General features: G+C 63.5%; 22 protein-coding genes and 1 tRNA gene. 13 read left to right on the top strand and 10 right to left on the bottom strand.

Features of this window, described 5'->3' with window-relative positions; all coding sequences use genetic code 11:
• Positions 1–80 precede the first annotated feature (80 nt).
• A complete protein-coding gene (gene argC / locus ASC75_RS05460; protein ID WP_055971390.1) occupies positions 81–1,019 on the top strand; it encodes an N-acetyl-gamma-glutamyl-phosphate reductase in 939 nt (312 codons plus the stop codon).
• Between the two features lies 1 nt (position 1,020).
• Positions 1,021–1,860, top strand: coding sequence for an aminoglycoside phosphotransferase family protein (locus ASC75_RS05465; protein WP_055971393.1), 840 nt, complete (start codon positions 1,021–1,023; stop codon positions 1,858–1,860).
• Here the strand turns inward: ASC75_RS05465 and ASC75_RS05470 are convergent.
• Positions 1,850–2,944: a COX15/CtaA family protein gene (locus ASC75_RS05470; RefSeq protein ID WP_055971396.1), complete on the bottom strand. Its 1,095-nt coding sequence runs from the start codon at positions 2,942–2,944 to the stop codon at positions 1,850–1,852. The genes ASC75_RS05465 and ASC75_RS05470 overlap by 11 nt on opposite strands.
• A 159-nt stretch (positions 2,945–3,103) precedes the next feature.
• On the opposite strand from ASC75_RS05470, the gene ASC75_RS05475 reads away from it, so the two are divergent.
• Entirely contained in the window at positions 3,104–3,322 is a 219-nt protein-coding gene (locus ASC75_RS05475; RefSeq protein WP_055971400.1) for a DUF2842 domain-containing protein, read from the top strand.
• Positions 3,323–3,325: 3 nt separating this feature from the next.
• On the opposite strand, the gene ASC75_RS05480 is transcribed toward ASC75_RS05475, so the two are convergent.
• On the bottom strand, positions 3,326–4,375 hold the full coding sequence (locus ASC75_RS05480; RefSeq protein WP_055971403.1) for a polysaccharide deacetylase family protein: 1,050 nt from the start codon (positions 4,373–4,375) through the stop codon (positions 3,326–3,328).
• Positions 4,376–4,464: 89 nt separating this feature from the next.
• Here ASC75_RS05480 and ASC75_RS05485 point away from each other — a divergent pair, with 89 nt between their 5' ends.
• Positions 4,465–5,664: a GNAT family N-acetyltransferase gene (locus tag ASC75_RS05485; RefSeq protein ID WP_055971406.1), complete on the top strand. Its 1,200-nt coding sequence runs from the start codon at positions 4,465–4,467 to the stop codon at positions 5,662–5,664.
• Here ASC75_RS05485 and ASC75_RS05490 read toward each other — a convergent pair.
• Positions 5,661–7,856 carry an exopolysaccharide transport family protein gene (locus tag ASC75_RS05490; protein ID WP_055971408.1) on the bottom strand — a complete coding sequence of 732 codons (2,196 nt, stop codon included), beginning with the start codon at positions 7,854–7,856 and terminating at the stop codon, positions 5,661–5,663. The genes ASC75_RS05485 and ASC75_RS05490 overlap by 4 nt on opposite strands.
• Before the next feature lie 201 nt (positions 7,857–8,057).
• Here ASC75_RS05490 and ASC75_RS05495 point away from each other — a divergent pair, with 201 nt between their 5' ends.
• The 9 genes from ASC75_RS05495 (at position 8,058) to ASC75_RS05535 (ending at position 15,267) form a co-directional block, all read left to right on the top strand.
• The gene (locus ASC75_RS05495) at positions 8,058–8,624 is read left to right on the top strand and encodes a polysaccharide biosynthesis/export family protein (protein WP_055971411.1); all 567 of its coding nucleotides are present in this window, start codon (positions 8,058–8,060) and stop codon (positions 8,622–8,624) included.
• Positions 8,625–8,639: 15 nt separating this feature from the next.
• Positions 8,640–9,776, top strand: coding sequence for a glycosyltransferase family 4 protein (locus tag ASC75_RS05500; RefSeq protein ID WP_055971714.1), 1,137 nt, complete (start codon positions 8,640–8,642; stop codon positions 9,774–9,776).
• Positions 9,777–9,873: 97 nt separating this feature from the next.
• Positions 9,874–11,409: an undecaprenyl-phosphate glucose phosphotransferase gene (locus ASC75_RS05505; protein ID WP_055971414.1), complete on the top strand. Its 1,536-nt coding sequence runs from the start codon at positions 9,874–9,876 to the stop codon at positions 11,407–11,409.
• Entirely contained in the window at positions 11,406–12,644 is a 1,239-nt protein-coding gene (locus tag ASC75_RS05510; RefSeq protein WP_055971417.1) for an O-antigen ligase family protein, read from the top strand. The genes ASC75_RS05505 and ASC75_RS05510 overlap by 4 nt, the downstream gene beginning before the upstream one ends.
• Positions 12,645–12,856: 212 nt before the next feature.
• The gene (locus tag ASC75_RS05515; RefSeq protein WP_055971420.1) at positions 12,857–13,093 is read left to right on the top strand and encodes a DUF1344 domain-containing protein; all 237 of its coding nucleotides are present in this window, start codon (positions 12,857–12,859) and stop codon (positions 13,091–13,093) included.
• A gap of 271 nt (positions 13,094–13,364) precedes the next feature.
• Positions 13,365–13,649, top strand: a complete 285-nt coding sequence (locus tag ASC75_RS05520; RefSeq protein ID WP_244487759.1) for a DUF1344 domain-containing protein — start codon at positions 13,365–13,367, stop codon at positions 13,647–13,649.
• A gap of 492 nt (positions 13,650–14,141) precedes the next feature.
• A complete protein-coding gene (locus tag ASC75_RS05525; RefSeq protein ID WP_055971426.1) occupies positions 14,142–14,378 on the top strand; it encodes a DUF1344 domain-containing protein in 237 nt (78 codons plus the stop codon).
• Positions 14,379–14,464: 86 nt separating this feature from the next.
• A complete protein-coding gene (locus ASC75_RS05530; protein ID WP_055971429.1) occupies positions 14,465–14,701 on the top strand; it encodes a DUF1344 domain-containing protein in 237 nt (78 codons plus the stop codon).
• Between the two features lie 311 nt (positions 14,702–15,012).
• Entirely contained in the window at positions 15,013–15,267 is a 255-nt protein-coding gene (locus ASC75_RS05535; protein WP_055971432.1) for a DUF1344 domain-containing protein, read from the top strand.
• A gap of 127 nt (positions 15,268–15,394) precedes the next feature.
• Here ASC75_RS05535 and ASC75_RS05540 read toward each other — a convergent pair.
• From ASC75_RS05540 to ASC75_RS05570, 7 genes are all read right to left on the bottom strand, one after another.
• Positions 15,395–15,471, bottom strand: a tRNA-Pro gene (locus ASC75_RS05540).
• A 124-nt stretch (positions 15,472–15,595) separates the two neighbouring features.
• Positions 15,596–16,135, bottom strand: coding sequence for a MerR family transcriptional regulator (locus ASC75_RS05545; RefSeq protein WP_055971434.1), 540 nt, complete (start codon positions 16,133–16,135; stop codon positions 15,596–15,598).
• Between the two features lie 114 nt (positions 16,136–16,249).
• Positions 16,250–16,573, bottom strand: a complete 324-nt coding sequence (locus ASC75_RS05550; RefSeq protein WP_055971437.1) for an integration host factor subunit alpha — start codon at positions 16,571–16,573, stop codon at positions 16,250–16,252.
• A gap of 120 nt (positions 16,574–16,693) precedes the next feature.
• Positions 16,694–17,665, bottom strand: coding sequence for a beta-ketoacyl-ACP synthase III (locus ASC75_RS05555; RefSeq protein ID WP_055971440.1), 972 nt, complete (start codon positions 17,663–17,665; stop codon positions 16,694–16,696).
• A 12-nt stretch (positions 17,666–17,677) separates the two neighbouring features.
• Complete coding sequence (gene plsX / locus ASC75_RS05560) at positions 17,678–18,745, bottom strand: phosphate acyltransferase PlsX (protein ID WP_055971443.1); 1,068 nt, start codon at positions 18,743–18,745, stop codon at positions 17,678–17,680.
• Positions 18,746–18,850: 105 nt separating this feature from the next.
• Positions 18,851–19,405: a DUF177 domain-containing protein gene (locus ASC75_RS05565; RefSeq protein WP_055971444.1), complete on the bottom strand. Its 555-nt coding sequence runs from the start codon at positions 19,403–19,405 to the stop codon at positions 18,851–18,853.
• A gap of 12 nt (positions 19,406–19,417) precedes the next feature.
• Positions 19,418–19,960, bottom strand: coding sequence for a ubiquinol-cytochrome C chaperone family protein (locus tag ASC75_RS05570; RefSeq protein ID WP_055971447.1), 543 nt, complete (start codon positions 19,958–19,960; stop codon positions 19,418–19,420).
• Between the last annotated feature and the right edge of the window lie 73 nt (positions 19,961–20,033).

The following is a 20,033-nucleotide window of genomic DNA, read 5'->3' on the forward strand; positions in this document are numbered from 1 at the left end:
GAATCAACGGCTTGCCGAATTGAGTCCGATTTTAGCCACAACCCTCTGACACTGCTTATTTTTCGACGGAACGACAGACAATGAAACCGAAAATCTTCATCGACGGCGAGCACGGCACCACTGGCCTCCAGATCCGCACGCGGCTCGCTGCGCGCGACGATCTGGCCGTCCTGTCCATTCCGGAGGCCGAGCGCCGCAACGTCGACCTCCGAGCCGAGCGTCTGCATGAGGCCGACGTCGCCATCCTGTGCCTGCCCGACGATGCATCCAAGGAAGCGGTGCGCATCCTGGAAGGCAACAACTCGACGCGCGTGATCGACACGTCGACGGCGTACCGCACCCATCCCGACTGGGCCTATGGCTTTGCCGAAATGGACGCGGCCCAGCGCCAGCGCATCGCCGATGCGCGGCTGGTCGCCAACCCGGGCTGCTATCCCACCGGCGCCATTTCGCTCGTCCGGCCCCTGGTCGCGGCAGGCATCCTGCCCGCCGACTATCCGGTCAGCGTCAACGCCGTCTCGGGCTATACCGGCGGCGGCAAGCAGATGATCGCCCAGATGGAAGACCCAAGCCGCGAGGATCACATCGCCTCGCCGCATTTCCTCTACGGGCTGCCACTGACGCACAAGCACGTCGCCGAGATGAAGCAGCACGGCCTGCTCGAGCGGCGGCCGATCTTTGCGCCGTCGGTCGGCCGCTTCGCCCAGGGCATGATCGTGCAGGTGCCGCTGCACCTCGCCGATCTCAACGGAGCGGTGTCGATGGGCGACATCCACGCCAGGCTCGCTTCGCACTATGCCGGGCAGGACATCGTCGAAGTCGTGCCGCTGGCAACGAGCGCCAAGCTCGCTCGCCTCGACCCGACCGAACTGGCCGACAGCGACCGCATGAAGCTCTACGTCTTCGGCACCGAGGGCGAAGGCCAGGTCAATCTCGTCGCCCTGCTCGACAATCTCGGCAAGGGTGCCTCGGGTGCGGCGGTGCAGAACATGGACCTGATGCTCGGGCTCAAGCACTAAAGTGGATCAGGCTGTCTTTCCGGCGCGCTGGAACGTCACCGATCCGCAGCTTATCGCCGAGACGTTTTCCAGCCGCATCTGGAAGGTGCGGCGGGCAGACGGCACTCCAGCCGTCGTCAAGGCGCTCAAGCCTTTCGACGACGTCGCCGACGAGCTTCGCGGCGCGCATTACCTGTCGTGGCGCGGTGGCATGGGAGCAGTCCGGCTGCTGGGCTTAGAGGGGCACGACATGCTTCTCGAATATGCCGGCGACCGGCTGCTGACCTATGAGTTGAACGAACATGGGGACCGCCATGCGACAGACATCGCCAACGAGGCGATGGCAAGGCTGTTGTCGCCGTCCGACACCCCTCCTCCCGCCGATTTGCAGCCATTGAGAGAACGCTACGCGAGCCTGTTCAAGAAGGCCAACGGCGATCGCGACGCCGCTGCGGAAAGCCCCTATGTCGAGGCCGCCACGATTGCCGAGCGCCTGCTGTCAAATCCGCACGAATTGCGCGTGCTGCACGGCGACCTGCACCACGACAACATCCTGCTTGGCGAGCGCGGCTGGCTGGTGATCGATCCCAAGGGCCTGATTGGCGACCCGGCCTTCGACGCGGCAAACCTGTTCTACAATCCGCTGTACCGGCACGACCTCAGCCTCGACCCCGAACGGGTCGCCTACATGGCCGAGACATTCGCAAGGACGCTGGGCCAGCGTCCCGACGCGATCCTCGACCATGCCATCGCCTGGGGCTGCCTGTCGGCGTCCTGGCATGCCGAAGACAACAACGCCGAGGACGAGCAGAGCGAACTCGCGGTCGTGGAAGCGATCCGCAAGGTGCGCTCTAGCTTCTGACTTCCACGTCGTTTTCCAGGGGATAGGCGCCCTTGGTGCCGCGCCAATGGGCGGTGGCGAAAATTAGTACGAGAAGCGCAAAACCCTGGTGCAGCAGCGCCCAATGCATGTGCGCCTGCGCAAGCAGGGTGCCGACGCCGATCGCGCCCTGCCCCAGGATCAGCAGCGCAAGCAGCCAAGCCCGGCGCGCATGCGTCGACGCCGGCGCTACGCGCATCGTCGAAAACGCGTGCCACAGGGCCACCACCAGGACCGTGTAGGCAAAAATGCGGTGGACGAACTGGACCGTCTTGGGGCTTTCGAAGAAATTGCGCCAGAGCGGCTCGATGACGAGCAGGTCGCCGGGGATGATGGCGCCATCCATCAGCGGCCAGGTGTTGTAGCTGAGGCCGGCGTGCAGGCCGGCGACCAGCGCGCCGAGATAGATCTGGAACATGACCAGCAGCACCATGATGCCCGAAAAGCGCTGGACGCGGCGATCGGCGGGCTTTTCCGAATAGCTTGCCAGCCCGCGCGCGATGTAGGCGACGGCCATGACGATGATGCAGGCGAAGGTCAGGTGGATTGCAAGGCGGTACTGGCTGACCGAAACCCGCTCCGAAAGCCCCGAGGCAACCATCCACCAGCCGATGAAGCCCTGGAAACCGCCAAGCGCCAGAAGACCGACGAGACGCGGCTTGAGACGGCGCTCAAGGCGGCCGGAAAGCCAGAAGAAGGCGAGCGGAATGGCAACGAGGAAGCCGACGCCGCGGGCGAGCAGGCGATGCGCCCACTCCCACCAGAAAATGCCCTTGAACTCGTCAACGGTCATGCCCTTGTTGACCTGCTCGTATTGCGGGATCTGCTGGTACTTTTCGAACTCTTCCTGCCATTCGGCCTGGTTGAGCGGCGGGATGACGCCGTGGATGGGCTTCCATTCGGTGATGGAAAGTCCCGAGCCGGTCATGCGCGTGGCGCCGCCGACCATGACGAGAGCGAACAGGACCAAGAGCACGACGTAGAGCCAGCCGCGTACGAGCGCGCGGTTGCGCAGTTCCCGGTTTCGCTCGGCAAGCGGTGCGGCAGTGTTGGTCATGGCAGACATTGCGATCGTTCCCGGCTCGTTCGAAACCGCGGGACTGGTGGACCATAGTGGCCCCGCTGGCAAGTTCGGCCCACGCGACACGCCGTCGCGCCGCGCCGCCTCGGCAGTTGCGCCGCCTGGCCAGAGCGACTATGCGAAGCCTGGACAAAGGATGAAGAAATGCCCGTTCGCGTCAAGAAGCTGATCGGCACCGTGCTGCTGGTGCTGCTGGTGATCGTCTACTCGCTGGTGGCGACGATGGTTGCCGTCGCGCAGCTGTCGCAATCGGGCCCGGTCGTCCACCTCGCCTTCTTCTTCTTCAGCGGCCTGCTGTGGATCCTGCCGGCAATGTGGATCATCAAATGGATGCTCAAGCCGTCCAAGGCCGCCGGCCGCTAGCCGTCAGACCGTAACCACCCGCCGGCCGCGATTTGCCAAAAGCGTCGTCGCGCCCGACAGCATCGCCCGCATTGCCGCCAGATCCTGGTGCCTGCCATTGACCGACAGCCTGGGAAGGGCATGCAGGCTCCCGGCATGCTCGGGCCGCAGGATGCCGTGGCGCGTCGTCACCGCCGAGAGATAGCCTGCTTCGCGCGCCAGTTCGGTCTCGCGCAAACCCGCCGCCGCCGGATAGCCATAGGGATAGGCGAAATGGCGAGGTGCAAAGCCCAGCTCAGCCTCGATCATGCTGCGCGAGCGGTACATTTCACGCACTGCGGCTTCCCTGCTCAGGCGCTTGAGATTGTAGTGGTGTACCGTATGCGCGCCGATGGTGAGCAGCGGATGCGCGGCACATCGCCTGATCTCGTCCCAGGTCATCAGCAGCTTGCTGTTAAGCGCGGCGGCGTCGACGCCGGCTTGGGCAGCCCATCGACGCAGGACTGTGCGCTGGTCTTCCTCGCGCACTTCGCTGGTGATGTGGGCCGACAGGCGCCGGAAAGCGTTTGCTCGCCCTTCCGCCGTCGAGCAATCGAGCTTCATCTCGCCATCCGGCATGGCTACAGAGAGCGGCTTTGCCGCCTCGACGATATCGTCGAGCACTTCCCACCAGAGATCGGCATCGCCGCCGGTCAGGCCCGGGGCGACGTAGATGGTCATCGGTGCCGCATGGGTTTCCAGAACGGGGAGCGCCTCGGTCAGGTTGTCGCGATAGGCATCGTCGGCGGTCAATGCCACAAACTGGCCGCCCCTGCCCGGCGAACGCAGGCGCGCAACGGCCTCGTCCATGGAGACGAAGGCATGACCCAAGCGCTTCATCTCACCGATCAGCGCGTCGAGGAACTGGGGCGTGATGCTGAGATGGCGGTTGGGCCCGTCCGGCCGACCAGAGAAGGCGGTGACACGGTGCAGCATCAGGATTGCGCCAACGCCGCCCACAAGAGGCTTGGCCAAGGCGCCCAGGCCGGCATGTCCGATCAGCAGGAAAGCCAGCTTACGGGCTGCGTCGATCATTCCTTCACCTTTGGCGCATAGGCTTGGCTGCATCGAACACGCAGGGGACGCGTCCTGTATGCCGATGAATAGCCGGCAAGGATTGAAGTATGGTTGACGCTGCCGCAGACCGCGAGATGCTGACGCGCCAAGTCGCGACTTCCGGCAATGCGATGAGTGCAGTCGCGGTCGCAGCCTCCTCCGAGGCCATGGCGGCCTATGGCAGGCTGGCCAGCGTTGCGGGACCATCGCAGAGCGCGGAATGGGCAGCCGCATGGACCGAAACACACACCGTCGATGCGCTAATTGCCACATTGAGCGCCAAGGGACGCCCGGTGCTCTCGGTAACCCTGGAAGTGACCCGCGAAGGGCCGTTCCGCATCGCACGCTTTCTCAGCGGCAAGCACGCGAACGGCAATTTTCCGGCCGTGGACCGGACCTGGCCGGCGACGGCGAGCGCCGCCGCGATCGAAACGCTCGTTGGCTCGATCCGGCGGGCGCGGCCTGATATCGACATCGTCGCGTTCGACCGCCTGATTACCGAATTCGACGGGCTGCCAAATCCGCTGCTCAAGCTGGCTTCCACGCCAAGCCCCAACGTTGCCCTTGCCGTCAATCTCGACGGCGGCTTCGAGGCTGTTCTGGCTCGCACCAGCGGCAAGAGAAAACGCAAGCGGCATCGCAGCCAGGAACGGAAATACGAAACCGTGGGTGGTGCCCGCCGCATCGTTGCCACCACCGAAGCGGATGCGAACGCCATGCTGGACGCCTTCTTCGCCATGAAGGAGCAGCGTTTTGGCGCGATGGGCATTGTCGACGTCTTCGCCGACGCCAGCGTCCGCACGTTCTTCCGCAAGCTGTTTGCCGATGCGCTGCAGAAAGATCCGCCGCCGTTTGTCCTGCACGGGCTGGAGGTCGGCGGAAAGTACCGTGCCGTCACCGGATCGAGCCGGGCCGGGAACCGCCTGGTCTGCGAGTTCGGCGCCATCGCCGACGACGAGCTGGCCTTTGCCAGCCCCGGCGAATACCTTTTCTTCGACAACATATCCGAAGCCTGCGACCAGGGCTTCGACATCTACGATTTCAGTGTCGGCGACGAGCCGTACAAGCGCCAGTGGTGCGACGTCGAAATCCAGCACTCGGACGTTCTGGTGCCGTTGACGGTGAAGGGCCGGCTCTATGCGCTGGCCCTGAAATCGATCTCGCGGCTCAAGAGCGCGGTCAAGAACAACGCCAGGCTCTGGGCAATGCTCAAGCGGCTGAGGTCAGGCGTGCGCGGCAAGGACGCCCCCGCCGCCGAGGAAGACTAGGCCGCCGAGCGTGTCGGCAGTGGCGTCGTCGGCAAGTCGTGGCCGACCGGCGTCACCAGGATGACGTCCTCGTAGCCACCGGCGCGCAGGCCGTCGGCCACATCGGCGATCTCGTCGTCATGCTGAAGGAAGCTGACCAGCACCTCGGTGCCATCGCCGACCAGGCGCCTGATCTCGTCGGCATCGGCCGGGCCACACTCGACAACCACCAGATCATAGGCCGTCGTCAGCGATTCCATGATGATCGGCAGGCGATCGGCGGCACGCATCGCGCGCGCCGGATCGGCGGTGCCCACCGGCATGACATCGCAGTCCGAATAGTGGTCGGCGCGGATGACGTCGCTGAACTGGGCTTCAGAGGCAAGGAGGTTGGTGATGCCGGGATAGCGGCCACCGTCGAGCATCGGCCGAGACGCCGCACCTGACGCGGTCAGATCCAGCAACAACACGCGCAGTCCCGTGTCGGCCACTTCGCGGGCCACCAGGACGGCCGTCGCTGCCGCATCGTCCCCCTCGGGCGAAATGAAGATGGCGCGTGCGGCACCGCCGGCGATGAGCCTTTCGGCTGCCGTCTCGATGCTGATGCCGGCATGGGGCTGGGTCGGCGTCGCGGCGACGAGCGGCTCCTCGTCGTCAAGCGTCTGGATTTCGGGCTGCGTGTCTTCATATTCGACGGCGACGGCCGGCTCGCCGGCGTCATCCCACGACTGCGGCTCCGCTTCGTCGGGCAGGCTTGCCGCGCGGCGCGCCGGCATGGCGACCTGCGTCACCGGCGTTACGCGGGATCCGGCAGCGGGGCGCATGGCACGGCCGGAGAACAGTTCACGCAGCAGCGTGAAGATTGCCATCAGCAGCAGCGAACCGACGAAGGCTGCGCCGACGATCGGCACGATCTTCGGGAAGTAGGATTCGGACGGCACGATGGCGCGCGAAAAGACGCGCGCGTCGACCGGCAGATAGTTGCGGTCCTGGCGCGAGGAGGCCTCGCGGTAGCGGGTGAGATAGGATTCGAGCAGCGCACGCTGGGCCGCCGCCTCGCGCTCCAGTGCCCGCAGTTCGACTTCTTCTTCCGACGCCCGGGCCGATTCGGCCTTTTGCGTGTTGAGCGCGGCGACGAGCTGCTTTTCACGGAGGTCGGCATTGGCGGCCTCGTTGACCAGCCCCTTGAGCACCTTCTCGGCCTCGGAGCGGATCTGGACGTCGAGATCGGCGAGTTGGGAGTTGAGCGCCTTGATGCGGGGATGGTTCGGCAAAAGCGTCGTCGAAAGATCGGCGATGTCCGCCTTGAGCTGCACCTGCCGTTCGCGCAGGCGCTGGATGAGGCCCGACGAGAGCACTTCCGGCACGGCATCGATCGAACCGCCGCGCTGCAGCGCCTGGCGTACGCTCTGGGCCGTCGCCTCGGCGGCGGAGCGGCTGGCGCGGACACGCGACAGCTCGCTCGACAGTTCGGACAATTGCTGGGTGGCCAGGACTGAATTGTTCTGACCGACAAGCAGGTCGGACTGTGCCCGGAAGCTGGCGACGCGCGCCTCGGCGTCCTTGACGCGCTGGTTGAGGTCGTCGATCTCGGGCTTCAGCCAGTCGGTCGCCTCGGTGTTTGATTCAAGCTTCGCGCCGCGCTGGAAGGCCAGATAGGCATCGGCGATGGCGTTCGGCACATCGGCGGCAAGTTTTGGGTCGGAGGAGGAGAACTGGATGACGATGACGCGGGATTTTTCGACGCGGTAGACCGTCAGCTGTTCACGGAACGACTTGAGCACGCGTTCTTCTGGCGGCAATTCGTTGGGATCGCTCTTCAGACCGGCGATGACCATGAGGCGCGAAAGCGTCGACATGTCGGCGGCCGCGTCGAACTCCGGCCGGCTGGCCAAATCGAGCTGCCTGGCGACCTGCTTGAGAATGTCGGTCGAGCCGACGACCTCGACCTGACTGGTAACCCCCTCCTCGTCGAGAATGGGACGCTCGCTCTCGCTGCTGCCGTCGGGCCGCGTGAAGACCGACTCGCGCGTTTCGATCAGAAGACGCGTCTCGGCGCGGTATTTCGGCGTTGCCATCGACGCCAGCACGAAGGCGAGCGCGGTGACGGCCACTGCAACCAACAGCAAGCGCAACCAGTTCCTCGCCAGGCTGGCAAAGAGATGGCCGAGATCAACATCGACATCACCGGCAGTGGATTGAACGCCCGACATGCATTCCTACTCCGAGGCTAAGCAGGCCGCACGGTAAACAAACATGGTAACCCAGGCGTTAACGGCCGCAGCCCCTTCCCACGGCCCATGCCACAGAGACCGCCCAGGCCTTTACCGGGCATTAACCCTAACAAGACGATAACGGACGCCAACCGATCTCCCGCAGCGTGGCGGCAAGCAGTCGAAGGTGTGTCTGCCGAAATGAAAAGCTCCCTTGCCGCCAGCCACGCGCTTGTTGCCGTCATGCTCGCCCTCACCGGCTGCTCGAGCTACAAACCGGCACCGGCTGCCTTTCATGAAGTCCTCGACCAGCCATACCGCCTCGGCGCCGGCGACCGCATCCGGGTCACCGTGTTCGAGCAGGAAGGGCTGACGAACACCTACAGCGTCGACCAGTCGGGCTACATCTCCTTCCCGCTCGTCGGCGGCGTTCCGGCGCGCGGCTACACTGCGCAGGAGGTCGAGAAGGCACTGGCAGCCAAGCTGCGCCAGGGCTATCTGCGCGATCCTGACGTTTCGGTCGAAGTCGACCGCTACCGGCCGATCTTCGTCATGGGCGAAGTCGGGGCCGCGGGCCAGTATTCTTATGTCCCCGGGCTGACCGTGCAAAAGGCCGTGGCCATGGCCGGCGGCTACAGCGCCCGCGCCAACCAGGGCAATGTCGACATCACCCGCGACATCAACGGCAAGGTGATGACCGGTCGCGTGCTGACCAGCGACCCGCTCCTGCCCGGCGATACGATCTACGTCCGCGAACGGCTGTTCTAAGCCGCCGTGCAGCAGATCGCGCCCCGCAAACTCCGGATCGTCCACTGCTTCAGGTCGCCGGTCGGCGGCATCTTCAGACATGTGCGCGACCTGACAGAGGCACAGGTGGCAGCCGGCCACCAGGTCGGCATCATCTGCGACCTGTCCACGGGCGGCGATCACGAAGAGCGGCTGTTCGAGGCGATCAAGCCGATGCTGGCGCTCGGGATCTGGCGCACCACGATGCAGCGCCACGTCGGGCCCGGCGACATCGCCGCCGGCTGGCGCACCTACAAGATCATCAAGGAATTGCGGCCGGACGTGCTGCACGGGCACGGCGCCAAGGGTGGCGTCTATGCGCGTGCGTTCGGCTCACTGTTGCGGGTTTCAAGGTATTGCGTGGCCCGCCTCTATTCGCCGCATGGCGGCAGTCTGCACTATGACGAGAGGACCCTTACGGGAAAGCTGTTCTTCGGACTCGAACGGCTGATGGAACGCTTCACCGACCACCTGTTGTTCGTCTCCGACTACGAACGCCGGACCTTCATCCGCAAGGTGGGCGCTCCGCGCGTGCCGAACAGCCTGGTCTATAACGGGCTGCGGGACGAAGAGTTCGAGCCGGTGCCCGTGGGCGGCGCCGACTTTCTGTACATCGGGATGATGCGCGACCTGAAGGGGCCGGACCTGTTCATCGATGCGCTGGCCAGGCTGCGGCAACATCTCGGCCGCAACGTCACCGCCGTGATGGTCGGCGACGGCGAGGACCTGCCGCGCTACCGTGCGCAGGTCGAAAGACTGGGCCTTGCCGGCGACGTCCGCTTCATGCCGCCCATGCCGGCGCGGCTGGCGTTCGCCCTTGCTGCCTGCGTCGTGGTGCCCTCGCGCGCCGAGGCCATGCCCTATATCGTGCTCGAGAGCCTGGCCGCGGGCAAACCCATCATTGCAACCGCGGTGGGCGGCATTCCCGAAATCCTCGGAACGAACTCCCCTGCCCTGGTCATGCCCAGTGCCGAAGAGATCGGCGAGAGGATGCGCTCGTCGCTGGAAAACCCCGTTGCCTATGGAAAACTGATGCCCGGGCCTGTCGAACTGAAGTCCCGCTTCGGGGTGAGCGTGATGGCCAGCGACATCGAGAAAGCATATTTCTCGGCCCTCGCACCAAGCCGCAGTTGAAGACCTTTAGAAGGCATCCGACCCGCTCAAGGGTTTCTTAGCTCATCTTTGCTAAGCCCATCTGGCAATCCGGCGACGGGCCAACAGATCGACGACCATGAGCAATTTCGACCCAAAGCACCGCTTCAGTGCGGAAGCCGTCAAGGCGGCTAGCGGCGACGGCACCAAATCCGATAGCGCCAAGCTGAGCAGTGTCGCCCAGGAGGTGGCTGCCCAATACCGGCGCGACACCATGTCCCCGGTCATGGTCAGCGGTTGGCTGCGCCTCGCCGAGTTCGCCGTGCTCGTCATCTCTGGACTGGCGCTTTTTGCCTACCATGTCGGCTTTCTCAGCCATCTCAGCTGGCAATATCCGCTCGTCATCCTGGCCGGGTCCCTTGCTGCCGTCCTCTTCTTCGAGGTCATGGATTGCTACCAGCTGCAGTCGATGCTGCGACCGGGCGCCTCGATCGGGCGGATCGCCCTGGGTTGGGCAACGACCTTCGCATTGATGGCGGTCACGGCCTTCTTCATGAAGGTTTCGGCGGAATATTCCCGCCTGCTGTTCGGCAGCTGGTTCGTGCTTGGCCTGTGGTTGCTGATCGGCCTGCGCCTGATCATGGCGCGCGTCATCCGCAGATGGGCACGCAACGGACGGATGGAGCGGCGCGCCGTCATCGTCGGTGGCGGCAAGGCGGCCGAAGTGCTGATCCGCTCGATCGAGCAGCAGCCCTACAACGACATCCGCATCTGCGGCATCTTCGACGACCGCGACGACAAGCGGTCGCCACCGATCGTCGCCGGCTATCCGAAGCTCGGGACGGTTTCGGAACTGCTGGAGTTCGCGCGCATCGCCCGCATCGACATGCTGATCGTCTCGCTGCCGCTGACGGCGGAGACCAGGGTTCTGCAACTGCTCAAGAAATTGTGGGTGCTTCCGGTCGACATCCGCCTGTCGGCACACTCCAACCAGTTGCAGTTCCGGCCGCGTTCGTATTCCTACATCGGCGCCGTGCCGATGCTCGATATCTTCGACAAGCCGATCAACGACTGGGATTCGGTCGCCAAGCGCGCATTCGACATCGCGTTCAGCCTGCTCGGCATCATCGTCTTTTCGCCCGTGATGATCGCCACCGCCGTCGCCATCAAGCTCGACAGTAAGGGCCCGGTGCTGTTCAAGCAGAAGCGCCACGGCTTCAACAACGAGGTGATCGAGGTCTACAAGTTCCGTTCGATGTATACGGACCAGTCCGACCCTTCGGCGCGCAAGAGCGTGACCAAGAACGACCCCCGCGTCACCCGTGTCGGCCGCTTCATCCGCAAGGCCTCGATCGACGAGCTGCCGCAGTTCTTCAACTCGCTGTTCGGCAGCCTGTCGCTGGTCGGCCCACGCCCGCATGCGGTGGCGGCCCAATCGCACAACCTGCTCTACAATGAAGTGGTCGACGGCTATTTCGCCCGCCACAAGGTCAAGCCCGGCGTCACCGGCTGGGCACAGATCAATGGCTGGCGCGGCGAGATGGATACCGACGAGAAGATCCGCAAGCGCACCGAATTCGATCTCTACTACATCGAGAACTGGTCGCTCTGGTTCGACATGAGGATCCTGTTCCTCACGCCGATCCGCCTGCTCGACACGGAAAACGCCTATTGAGCGCGATCACATATGAGCTGCCGCGAGCCGCGATCAATGCCAAGCTGATCGGGCTGGTCGCCTCCGGTGCGATCGCGCTGGGCGTGCTGCTGTCGGGCTTCGTCATTCGCGAACCGGCCCCTTACGAGCTCTACATGGCCGGGCTGATCGCCGTCTGGTCGCTGTTCGGGCTGCGCATCACGCGGGCGATCACGCCGCTCGTCGTCCTGCTCGTGGTGTTCAACATCGGCGGCATGATCTCGATGACCCAGATGCCGAACCTCATGAACACGCCGCTCTATCTGGCGGTGTCGCTGTTCCTGGCGTTCACGGCGATCTTCTTTGCCGCGGTGACAGAGACCGACCCGAAGCTCTACCGGGTCATCTTCCTGTCCTGGGTGACGTCGGCCGTGGTCACCTCGCTGCTCGGCATTGCCGGATATTTCGGCGCCGTGCCGGGGGCCGAGATGTTCACCAAGTTCGATCGCGCCGCCGGCGCCTTCCAGGACCCCAACGTCTTCGGTCCGTTCCTCACGCTACCGGGCATCTACCTGCTCTACCGCGTCCTGACCGGAAGTTCCGCCAGGATGGCGCTGGATGCGATGCTGTTGCTGATCATCACCGGCGGCATCTTCCTGTCCTTCTCGCGCGGTGCCTGGGGCCTGTTCGCCACCTCGGCAATCCTGCTCACCGGCTTCCTGTTCCTGCAGAGCAACAGCGGCCGTTTCCGGCTCAGGCTCGTGGTCATGTGCATGGCCGTGGTGACATTGCTGACCACGGCCCTGCTCATCGCGCTGCAAATTCCCGGCGTCGGCGAACTGTTCACGACACGCGCCCAGCTCGTGCAGGACTATGACGGCGCGCGCCTCGGCCGCTTCGCGCGCTACGGCATCGGCTTCCTGCTGGCCACCGAAAAGCCGCTCGGCATCGGTCCGCTGGTCTTCGGCCAGATCTATGGCGAGGACACGCACAACATCTGGCTCAAGGCGCTGATGGATTATGGCTGGCTCGGCTTCGCCAGCTACCTGACGCTGATCGTGTGGACCGTAGCCGCCGGCTTCCGCATCCTGCTGCGCAACCGACCGTGGCAGCCCTACCTGCTGTCGGCCTATGTCGTCTTCCTTGGCCACATCGCCCTCGGCACCGTCATCGACACCGACCACTGGCGCCATTTCTACCTGCTGCTCGGCCTGATCTGGGGCGCGATCGCGCTCGAGGCACGCCACCAGCGCACGCTCGCGCTGCACACGCACTGACGCAGCTACATTCGGCACTTACGCGCATCACTCCGGCTTTGGTGAACAGCCCGGTACGTTTTGCCGGCTCAAATCGCCGTGAGCGTTTTGTGACACAGAGTTACCGTTCGACCTGTAGCAATCTAAAAGATAGGTACCTATGTACATTCTGTAAGCGAAACGGCCGACAAAACCTCTCGGCCTCGCTACCGAAAAATGAAAGGAATATTGTCGTGAACAAGTTCATCCTCGCCGCTTCTGCGTTCGTTCTCATGACCGGTGCAGCTCTTGCTTCATCCGCCGACGGCGTTGTTGCCAAGATCAACTCCGACGTTCGCGTTATTACGCTCGAGAACGGCCAGAGCTATACTATTCCGCGCGACGTTGCTCTGCCGGCGATCCAGGTCGGCGAAAAGATCTCGATCCAGCTCAACGACGAAGGCGACCGCGTCCAGAGCGTTCTCCGCTAAACAGACTGCGGATACCTCGATGATCGCATCGAGGATTCGTCAATTTTGAATAGCCATGGGCCCTCCCACCCATGGCTATTTTCGTCCGGGCTCCGGCCAACTGCACGCAGCCAATTCAGTTCGCAAAGATGGCGCGATACCCGAACGACGCACAGCAACAGCCCCACCCACATCGACCTACTTTTGTGAACAGTGCGGCACCGATTCGCCACCTAACGACTGATAGTAATCACAAAGATAGGTACCTATGTGTTTGTGGTCGGCGAGAAAATTGAACAAGAAGTTCCAAACCGCCAAAAAACTTGAAAGGAATACGAATATGAAGAAGATCATCATCGCCGCCTCGGCATTTTCCATCATGACCGGCGCTGCTTTTGCTTCGTCTGCAAATGGCGTTGTTGGCAACATCAACTCCGATACCCGCGTCATCACGCTCGAAAGCGGCAAGAGCTTCACCATTCCGCGTGACGTTGCCCTGCCTGCGATCCAGGCCGGCGACACCGTCTCGATCCAGCTGAATGACGAAGGCGACAAGGTCCAGGCCGTCCTCCGCTAAGTACGACGGCCTGAGCGAAGACTTGGTGCCCAGTACCAAGAAACAGCTATCTCTGAAAGAAAGCCATGGGCCCTCCCACCCGTGGCTTTCTTTGCGTTTGGGCTTCAGGATAGCCGCCGAGCATGCCCGCGCGCGCTCCCTGGCCGCCACGCGGGCCTGCCGGCAGGCCCAAAGCCCGGCGACCCGGCATAGCCTGCCTTCCTGCCCATACCGAGCGTCGGCACTGATTTGGGGCCGACAACGCCCCCACCAGCACCCCGGGCAAGGACCGCGACCGGGCTCACATCCACTGCCGGCCATTGCCCACACGAAGCCGCTTTTGTGAACAGTCCGGCACCATTTGCCGGCTCAACACGGCGTGACCGCTTTGTGAATCAGAGTGACCGACCGGCCTGTAGCAATCGCAGAGATAGGGACCTATCTGGTGATGGTAAGCGAAACGGCCGAATAAAGATTTCGACCACGCTACCGGAAAATGAAAGGAATACGGAAATGAAGAAGATCATTATCGCCGCATCGGCACTTTCGATCATCGCTGGCTCTGCCATTGCTTCTCCGGCAAGCGGAATTGTTGGCAACATCAACACCGACACGCGCGTCATTACTCTTGAAAGCGGCAAGAGCTTTACCATTCCGCGCGACGTTGCCCTGCCTGCGCTCCAGGCTGGCGACACCGTTTCGCTCCAGTTGAACGATGAAGGCGACAAGGTCCAGGCCGTCCTCCGCTAGATGCGGCGACGCCGGCACCCGCAACAAGAAATGGCAGCCGAACAGAGATTTCGGCCACGCTACGCAACGACGAAAGGACTACGAAAATGAAGAAGATCATCCTCGCCGCATCGGCACTCTCGCTCATGACCGGCGCCGCATTTGCCTCGACTGCAAGCGGTGTCGTCGGCAACATCAATCCCGAAACGCGCGTCATTACGCTGGAGAGCGGCAAGAGCTACACCGTCCCGCGTGACGTCGCCCTGCCCGTGATCCAGGCCGGCGAAACCGTCTCGATCCATTTCAACGACGAAGGCGACAAGGTCCAGGCGGTTCTCCGCTAAATGAGGCCGCACAGGGAGGCCGATGTCCATCGGCCTGTCGGACTGAGAAAAGCCATGGGCCCCCGCCCGTGGCTTTTTCTTTTTCTGCGATGAGCCATGGCTTCAGCGCAGACCCGCCGCCCCCGGATGCCATGCGTGAACGATGGCTTTGCCTTCCGGTTTCAGGGCACAGGGCAAGATCGCGTGATCAAAACGTGTCCCGAGTTTACCACCGCGCTCGCAACAAGCGGGCGCTGCCGGTCGTAATTGTCGATGTCACCCGAGGCGCCCCGGGGCACCGGACCTCAACAACCACCATGGGAGTTACGATCATGAACAAGCTCATTCTTGCCGCCGCCGCGATGGCCCTCTTTTCGGGATCGGCCTTCGCATCCGACGCCAGCGGCATCGTCGCCCGGTTCAATGCCGGCGCTCGCGTCATCACCCTGGACCATGGCGGCAGCTATACAGTACCGCGCGATGTCGCCCTGCCGTCGATCAAGGTCGGCGAGAAGGTGACGATCCTGCTCAACGACGAGGGCGACGTCGTGCGCAATGTCTTCGTCAGCCCGCAGTCGATGATGTGACTGCCGGTGCCGCCTGCGGCACGCTTCGACCTACGCCATGGGCGCTCGCGTCCATGGCGTTCCTGCGGAACGCGGCAGCGAGCCGTTCGGCTCGCGATACAAATGGAATTCAGGGGAAGGGATAAAATGGTCGGAGTGGCCGGATTCGAACCGACGACCCCTTGACCCCCAGTCAAGTGCGCTACCGGGCTGCGCTACACTCCGGACCGGTCGCGATGTATCTTGATATTGCCGTCCCGGTCAACCCAATTCGGCGGCTTTCCCGCCAAACTTCTTGATCGCCAGACAAGATATTGATGCCGCTGGCCAAAACGGCCGTGCGGCCGCTTCAGCGCACCTGATCGAGCAGCCGCTTGCACTCGAGAAGGTCGAACAGCGCCTCCTGCAGCAGGGCGCGGTTGTCGCGGGACAGCTTGCCGCTGTCGGCGGCGACAGGCCCGTCCTCCTCGCCCTTGCCCAGGCCGAAGAAGCGGCGGCTCGGTTTGGCCCGCGCCTCGCCGACCAGCATCTCCTCGTCGGTGCTGCGCGGCTGGGCCGCCGGCGTCAGCGGGGCCTCGGCCTGCTTGCGCTGGGCGATCGCCTCGACAGCCTTCATGTCACCGCTGCCGACGGCGACCAGGAACTGGTTGCCGTTGTCGCGCAGCAGCTTCTGCACGCCCTTGATGGTGTAGCCCTGCTCATAGAGCATGTGGCGGATGCCCTTAATGAGTTCGACATCCTGCGGCCGGTAGTAGCGGCGGCCGCCACCACGTTTCATCGGCTTGATCTGGGTGAAACGCGTCTCCCAGAAGCGCAGCACGTGCTGCGGCAGGTCGAGATCTTCAGCCACTTCACTTATGGTGCGGAAGGCGTCGGGGCTCTTGTCCATGGTCGCCACTTTCGCAAAAACGATTCGTGATTCATTTCAGCGGTTTGTGCGACAACATTCAAGCCCGGTGCGAATCACACACCAGGCTTTCAACCGTTTAGGCCGGAGTATTCGCTACTTGGCGGCTTTCGACTTGCCGTTCTGGTGCGCGCGCAGGATGCGGCTCTTGAGCACGTTGGATGCCTTGAAGGTCATCACCCGGCGCGGCAGGATCGGCACTTCCTCGCCGGTCTTGGGGTTGCGGCCGACACGTTCGTTCTTGTCGCGGACGTGGAAGGTGGCAAAAGACGACAATTTGACGGTCTCGCCGCGCACGATCGCTTCGCAGATTTCGTCGAGAACCGTTTCGACCAGTTGCGCCGATTCGGTGCGCGAAAGGCCGACTTTCCGGTAGACGGATTCAGCGAGGTCGGCACGCGTAAGTGTCTTTCCCCCCATGCGACGGTCCAATCCTCAAAAATCTGAAATTCAGCAAACGCGGCGGAGGTTAAGTAATTGATCCGTCAAGGTCAAGGACCGATGCCTTGACGTTGCGGAGGGGCGGCCGAAGCGCCAGAATTACCACCTGATGAGGACGGCACCCCAGGTAAAGCCACCGCCCATGGCTTCAAGCATGACGAGATCGCCCTTCTTGATGCGGCCGTCGGCGACGGCGGTGGAGAGCGCGAGCGGCACAGAGGCGGCCGACGTGTTGCCATGGAGATGCACGGTCACCACGGCCTTCTCCTCAGTGATGCCGAGCTTCTTGGCCGAGGCATCGATGATGCGCTTGTTGGCCTGGTGCGGCACGAACCAGTCGAGGGTTTCGGCAGAAACTCCGGTCCGGGCAAAAACGTCCTCGATCACGTCGGTGATCATGCCGACGGCGTGCTTGAAAACCTCGCGGCCTTCCATCTTGAGATGGCCGACGGTGCCGGTCGTCGACGGGCCGCCGTCGACATAAAGCTTGTCCTTGTGGGTGCCGTCGGAGCGCAGGCTGGCCGCCAGGACGCCACGGTCGGCGACGGTGCCCTGCCCTTCCTCGGCCTCGAGCACCAGCGCACCGGCGCCATCGCCGAACAGCACGCAAGTCGAGCGGTCGGTCCAGTCGAGGATGCGCGAGAAGGTTTCCGAGCCGATGACCAGCACGCGCCTGGCGAGACCGCCCTTGATGTAAAGATCGGCGGTGGTGACGGCATAGACGAAGCCGCTGCACACCGCCTGCATGTCGAAAGCGAAGCCGTGGCGCATGCCGAGCCGGTTCTGGATCTCGACGGCGGTGGCCGGGAACGTATTGTTGGGCGTCGACGTCGCCAGCACGATCAGGTCGATGTCGTCGGGCGTCAGGCCGGCATTGTCGAGGGCAGCGCGCGCTGCCGCCTCGCCGAGCGAGGCCGTCGTTTCGTCGTCAGCGGCGATGTGGCGCTGGCGGATGCCGGTGCGCTGGGCGATCCACTCGTCCGAGGTCTCGACCATGCCTGCGAAATCGGAGTTCTTCATGATGCGGCGGGGCAGCGCCGAACCGATGCCGCGCACAACTGATCTGATCACTTCAAAGAGTTCCTATTCCTGATCTTCGACCGCAGCGATGGGACGGCCCATCGCGGCATGCGGGTTGCGTGCATGAAACAGGTCCAGGTCGGCCTCGATGCGGTCGAGCAGCCGGTTCCGGACCATATCATAGGCCATTTCGATGGCGGCGGCGAAACCGTCCGCATCGGCCCCGCCATGGCTCTTCACCACGATGCCATTGAGGCCGAGGAAAACGCCGCCATTGGCGCGGCGGACATCCATCTTTTCGCGCAGCCTGTCGAATGCGCCCTTGGCGAAGATGTAGCCGATCTTGGCCATCAGCGTGCGGCTCATCGCCTCGCGCAGATAGCCGCCAATCTGGCGCGCGGTGCCTTCGGCGGTCTTGAGCGCGATGTTGCCGGAGAAGCCTTCGGTGACGACGACGTCGGTGACGCCCTTGCCAATGTCGTCGCCCTCGACGAAGCCCTGGTAGCTCATCGAGGCCATGTTGGCCTCTCGCAGCATGCGCCCGGCTTCCTTGACCTCTTCCTGGCCCTTGATTTCTTCGACGCCGACATTGAGCAGGCCAACGGTGGGCCGCTCGATGCCGAACAGCGCGCGCGCCATGCCGGTGCCGAGAATGGCAAAATCGATGAGCTGGTGCGCGTCGGCGCCGATGGTGGCGCCGACATCGAGCACCACGCTTTCGCCGCGCGTCGTCGGCCACAGGGCGGCGATCGCCGGACGATCGATGGTGGCCATGGTGCGCAGGCAGAACTTCGACATCGCCATCAGCGCGCCGGTGTTGCCGGCGGAGACGCAGGCATCGGCGGTGTCGGACTTGACCGCCTCGATGGCCTTCCACATCGAGGATTTCCAGCGGCCCTGGCGCAGAGCCTGGCTGGGCTTGTCGTCCATCCGGACCGCAACCTCGCAGTGAACGAACTCGCTGACGGCGGCCAGCCGCGGCTGCTTGGCCAATTCGGGACGAACCACTTCCTCACGGCCGTAGATGATGAAGCGAATATCGGTGCGCCTGGTGGCGACCTTGGCCAAGGCGGGAATGATCACGGAGGGGCCGTGATCGCCACCCATGGCATCAATGGAAATCTTGATCACGCGTCGGTCATCTCACTGTTGGCGTCGCAGGGCAGGCAAAAGTCCGGCGAAAATAGCGGTTCTGGACGACCGCACAACCGGGATTACGCGAAACGGCGGGCGTTTTCAAAGTTTCTTGGATATCAGGCGGAGCTTTTTCTGGAATTCGCTCTCTTCCGGCTCGATGTCGCCATCGCCGGAACTGGCGACCGCAGCGCCGGTCTTGCGCGGATAGGGATCGATGGCCAGGCCGAAGAATTCCTCAGCAAGGGCGCCTGCGTCGATCGTGTCGCCGGTGAAGGTTTCGGGACTGTCGGGACCGTCGGCATCAAGCAGGATTTCGCCAGCGGCATTGAAGCCCTGCCGGGCCAGCTTGGAATCCTCGGGCAGGTAGACGCCTTCAACATCCTCGTCGATGGTCGCCTCGACCGGGTCGAGCGTGACGATGCATGACTGGGTGATGCGCGCCTGTACGCGGCCGCTGACCTTGACGCCGTTGCGCTTCCATTTGCTGACCACGAGGTCGGCCTTGTAGCGCTCAACCGAAACCAGGCCGTGAGCTTCGGCAAGGGCAGCACGCTGGGCCGCATCGGCATCGACGACAACGGCCATGCCCTTCTGCGGCAGCCGGGCGACATTTACCGGGAAGGAAACCGGGCTCCGGGTCTCGACAAGTTTCATGGGTCGCCTCCTTCAGGCTGCCTGCGGCACAGGATAGGTCAGTTTGCCGGCACATATATCCTGCGACGGCTGTTCCGCCAGGAGCCGATTCGCTGCAAAGACGTAGGCAGCAAGGTCGGACGCCTGCGGCCATTCGCTGGCGTCGGGACGAACGTTGCGCATCAGCGCCGCAGCAAGGGCGGCGTGATCGTCGCGTTCGAGCGCATCCTTGTAGGACTCGGTGCGGCCATAAAACATCTTCGCCAGCTTCTTCATGCGCTTGGGCACGCCGACATCGCTGATGCCGAGCTCACGCAGGGAATGATCGACATCGAGGAAGAACTCATCGATGAGCAGCTGCGCAATCTCGGCGGGCGCACCCGTTTCGCCGCGCAGGCGGTGCTGGAACAGGAACATGTGCAGGGAAAGCATCTCGAAACGTCCGAGCGGCGTATCGGGCACGTCCCAGGCGGAATAAAATGGCTCCTGCCGCGCCGCCGCCACGATTCGTGTATAGAGCGCGTCCGTGATGGCGCGGTTGGCTTGGCGTTCACGGCCAAACAGACGCTGGAACATTTGAGGGCGGTCTCCCGGGGACCCGTTTCGCTAAGTGGCCTTGTTGCATCGGCGCGCAAGCTGGTTTACCGGT

The organism is Aminobacter sp. DSM 101952, from assembly GCF_001424795.1.
GTDB classification, from domain to species: Bacteria; Pseudomonadota; Alphaproteobacteria; order Rhizobiales; family Rhizobiaceae; genus Aminobacter; species Aminobacter aganoensis.

Coding starts and splice junctions, on each gene's coding strand:
- argC (WP_055971390.1), top strand. CDS start 81: ATGAAACCGAAAATCTTCATCGACGGCGAGCACGGCACCACTGGCCTC.
- ASC75_RS05470 (WP_055971396.1), bottom strand. CDS start 2,944: ATGTCTGCCATGACCAACACTGCCGCACCGCTTGCCGAGCGAAACCGG.
- ASC75_RS05475 (WP_055971400.1), top strand. CDS start 3,104: ATGCCCGTTCGCGTCAAGAAGCTGATCGGCACCGTGCTGCTGGTGCTG.
- ASC75_RS05480 (WP_055971403.1), bottom strand. CDS start 4,375: ATGATCGACGCAGCCCGTAAGCTGGCTTTCCTGCTGATCGGACATGCC.
- ASC75_RS05485 (WP_055971406.1), top strand. CDS start 4,465: ATGGTTGACGCTGCCGCAGACCGCGAGATGCTGACGCGCCAAGTCGCG.
- ASC75_RS05490 (WP_055971408.1), bottom strand. CDS start 7,856: ATGTCGGGCGTTCAATCCACTGCCGGTGATGTCGATGTTGATCTCGGC.
- ASC75_RS05495 (WP_055971411.1), top strand. CDS start 8,058: ATGAAAAGCTCCCTTGCCGCCAGCCACGCGCTTGTTGCCGTCATGCTC.
- ASC75_RS05505 (WP_055971414.1), top strand. CDS start 9,874: ATGAGCAATTTCGACCCAAAGCACCGCTTCAGTGCGGAAGCCGTCAAG.
- ASC75_RS05525 (WP_055971426.1), top strand. CDS start 14,142: ATGAAGAAGATCATTATCGCCGCATCGGCACTTTCGATCATCGCTGGC.
- ASC75_RS05530 (WP_055971429.1), top strand. CDS start 14,465: ATGAAGAAGATCATCCTCGCCGCATCGGCACTCTCGCTCATGACCGGC.
- ASC75_RS05535 (WP_055971432.1), top strand. CDS start 15,013: ATGAACAAGCTCATTCTTGCCGCCGCCGCGATGGCCCTCTTTTCGGGA.
- ASC75_RS05545 (WP_055971434.1), bottom strand. CDS start 16,135: ATGGACAAGAGCCCCGACGCCTTCCGCACCATAAGTGAAGTGGCTGAA.
- ASC75_RS05550 (WP_055971437.1), bottom strand. CDS start 16,573: ATGGGGGGAAAGACACTTACGCGTGCCGACCTCGCTGAATCCGTCTAC.
- ASC75_RS05565 (WP_055971444.1), bottom strand. CDS start 19,405: ATGAAACTTGTCGAGACCCGGAGCCCGGTTTCCTTCCCGGTAAATGTC.
- ASC75_RS05570 (WP_055971447.1), bottom strand. CDS start 19,960: ATGTTCCAGCGTCTGTTTGGCCGTGAACGCCAAGCCAACCGCGCCATC.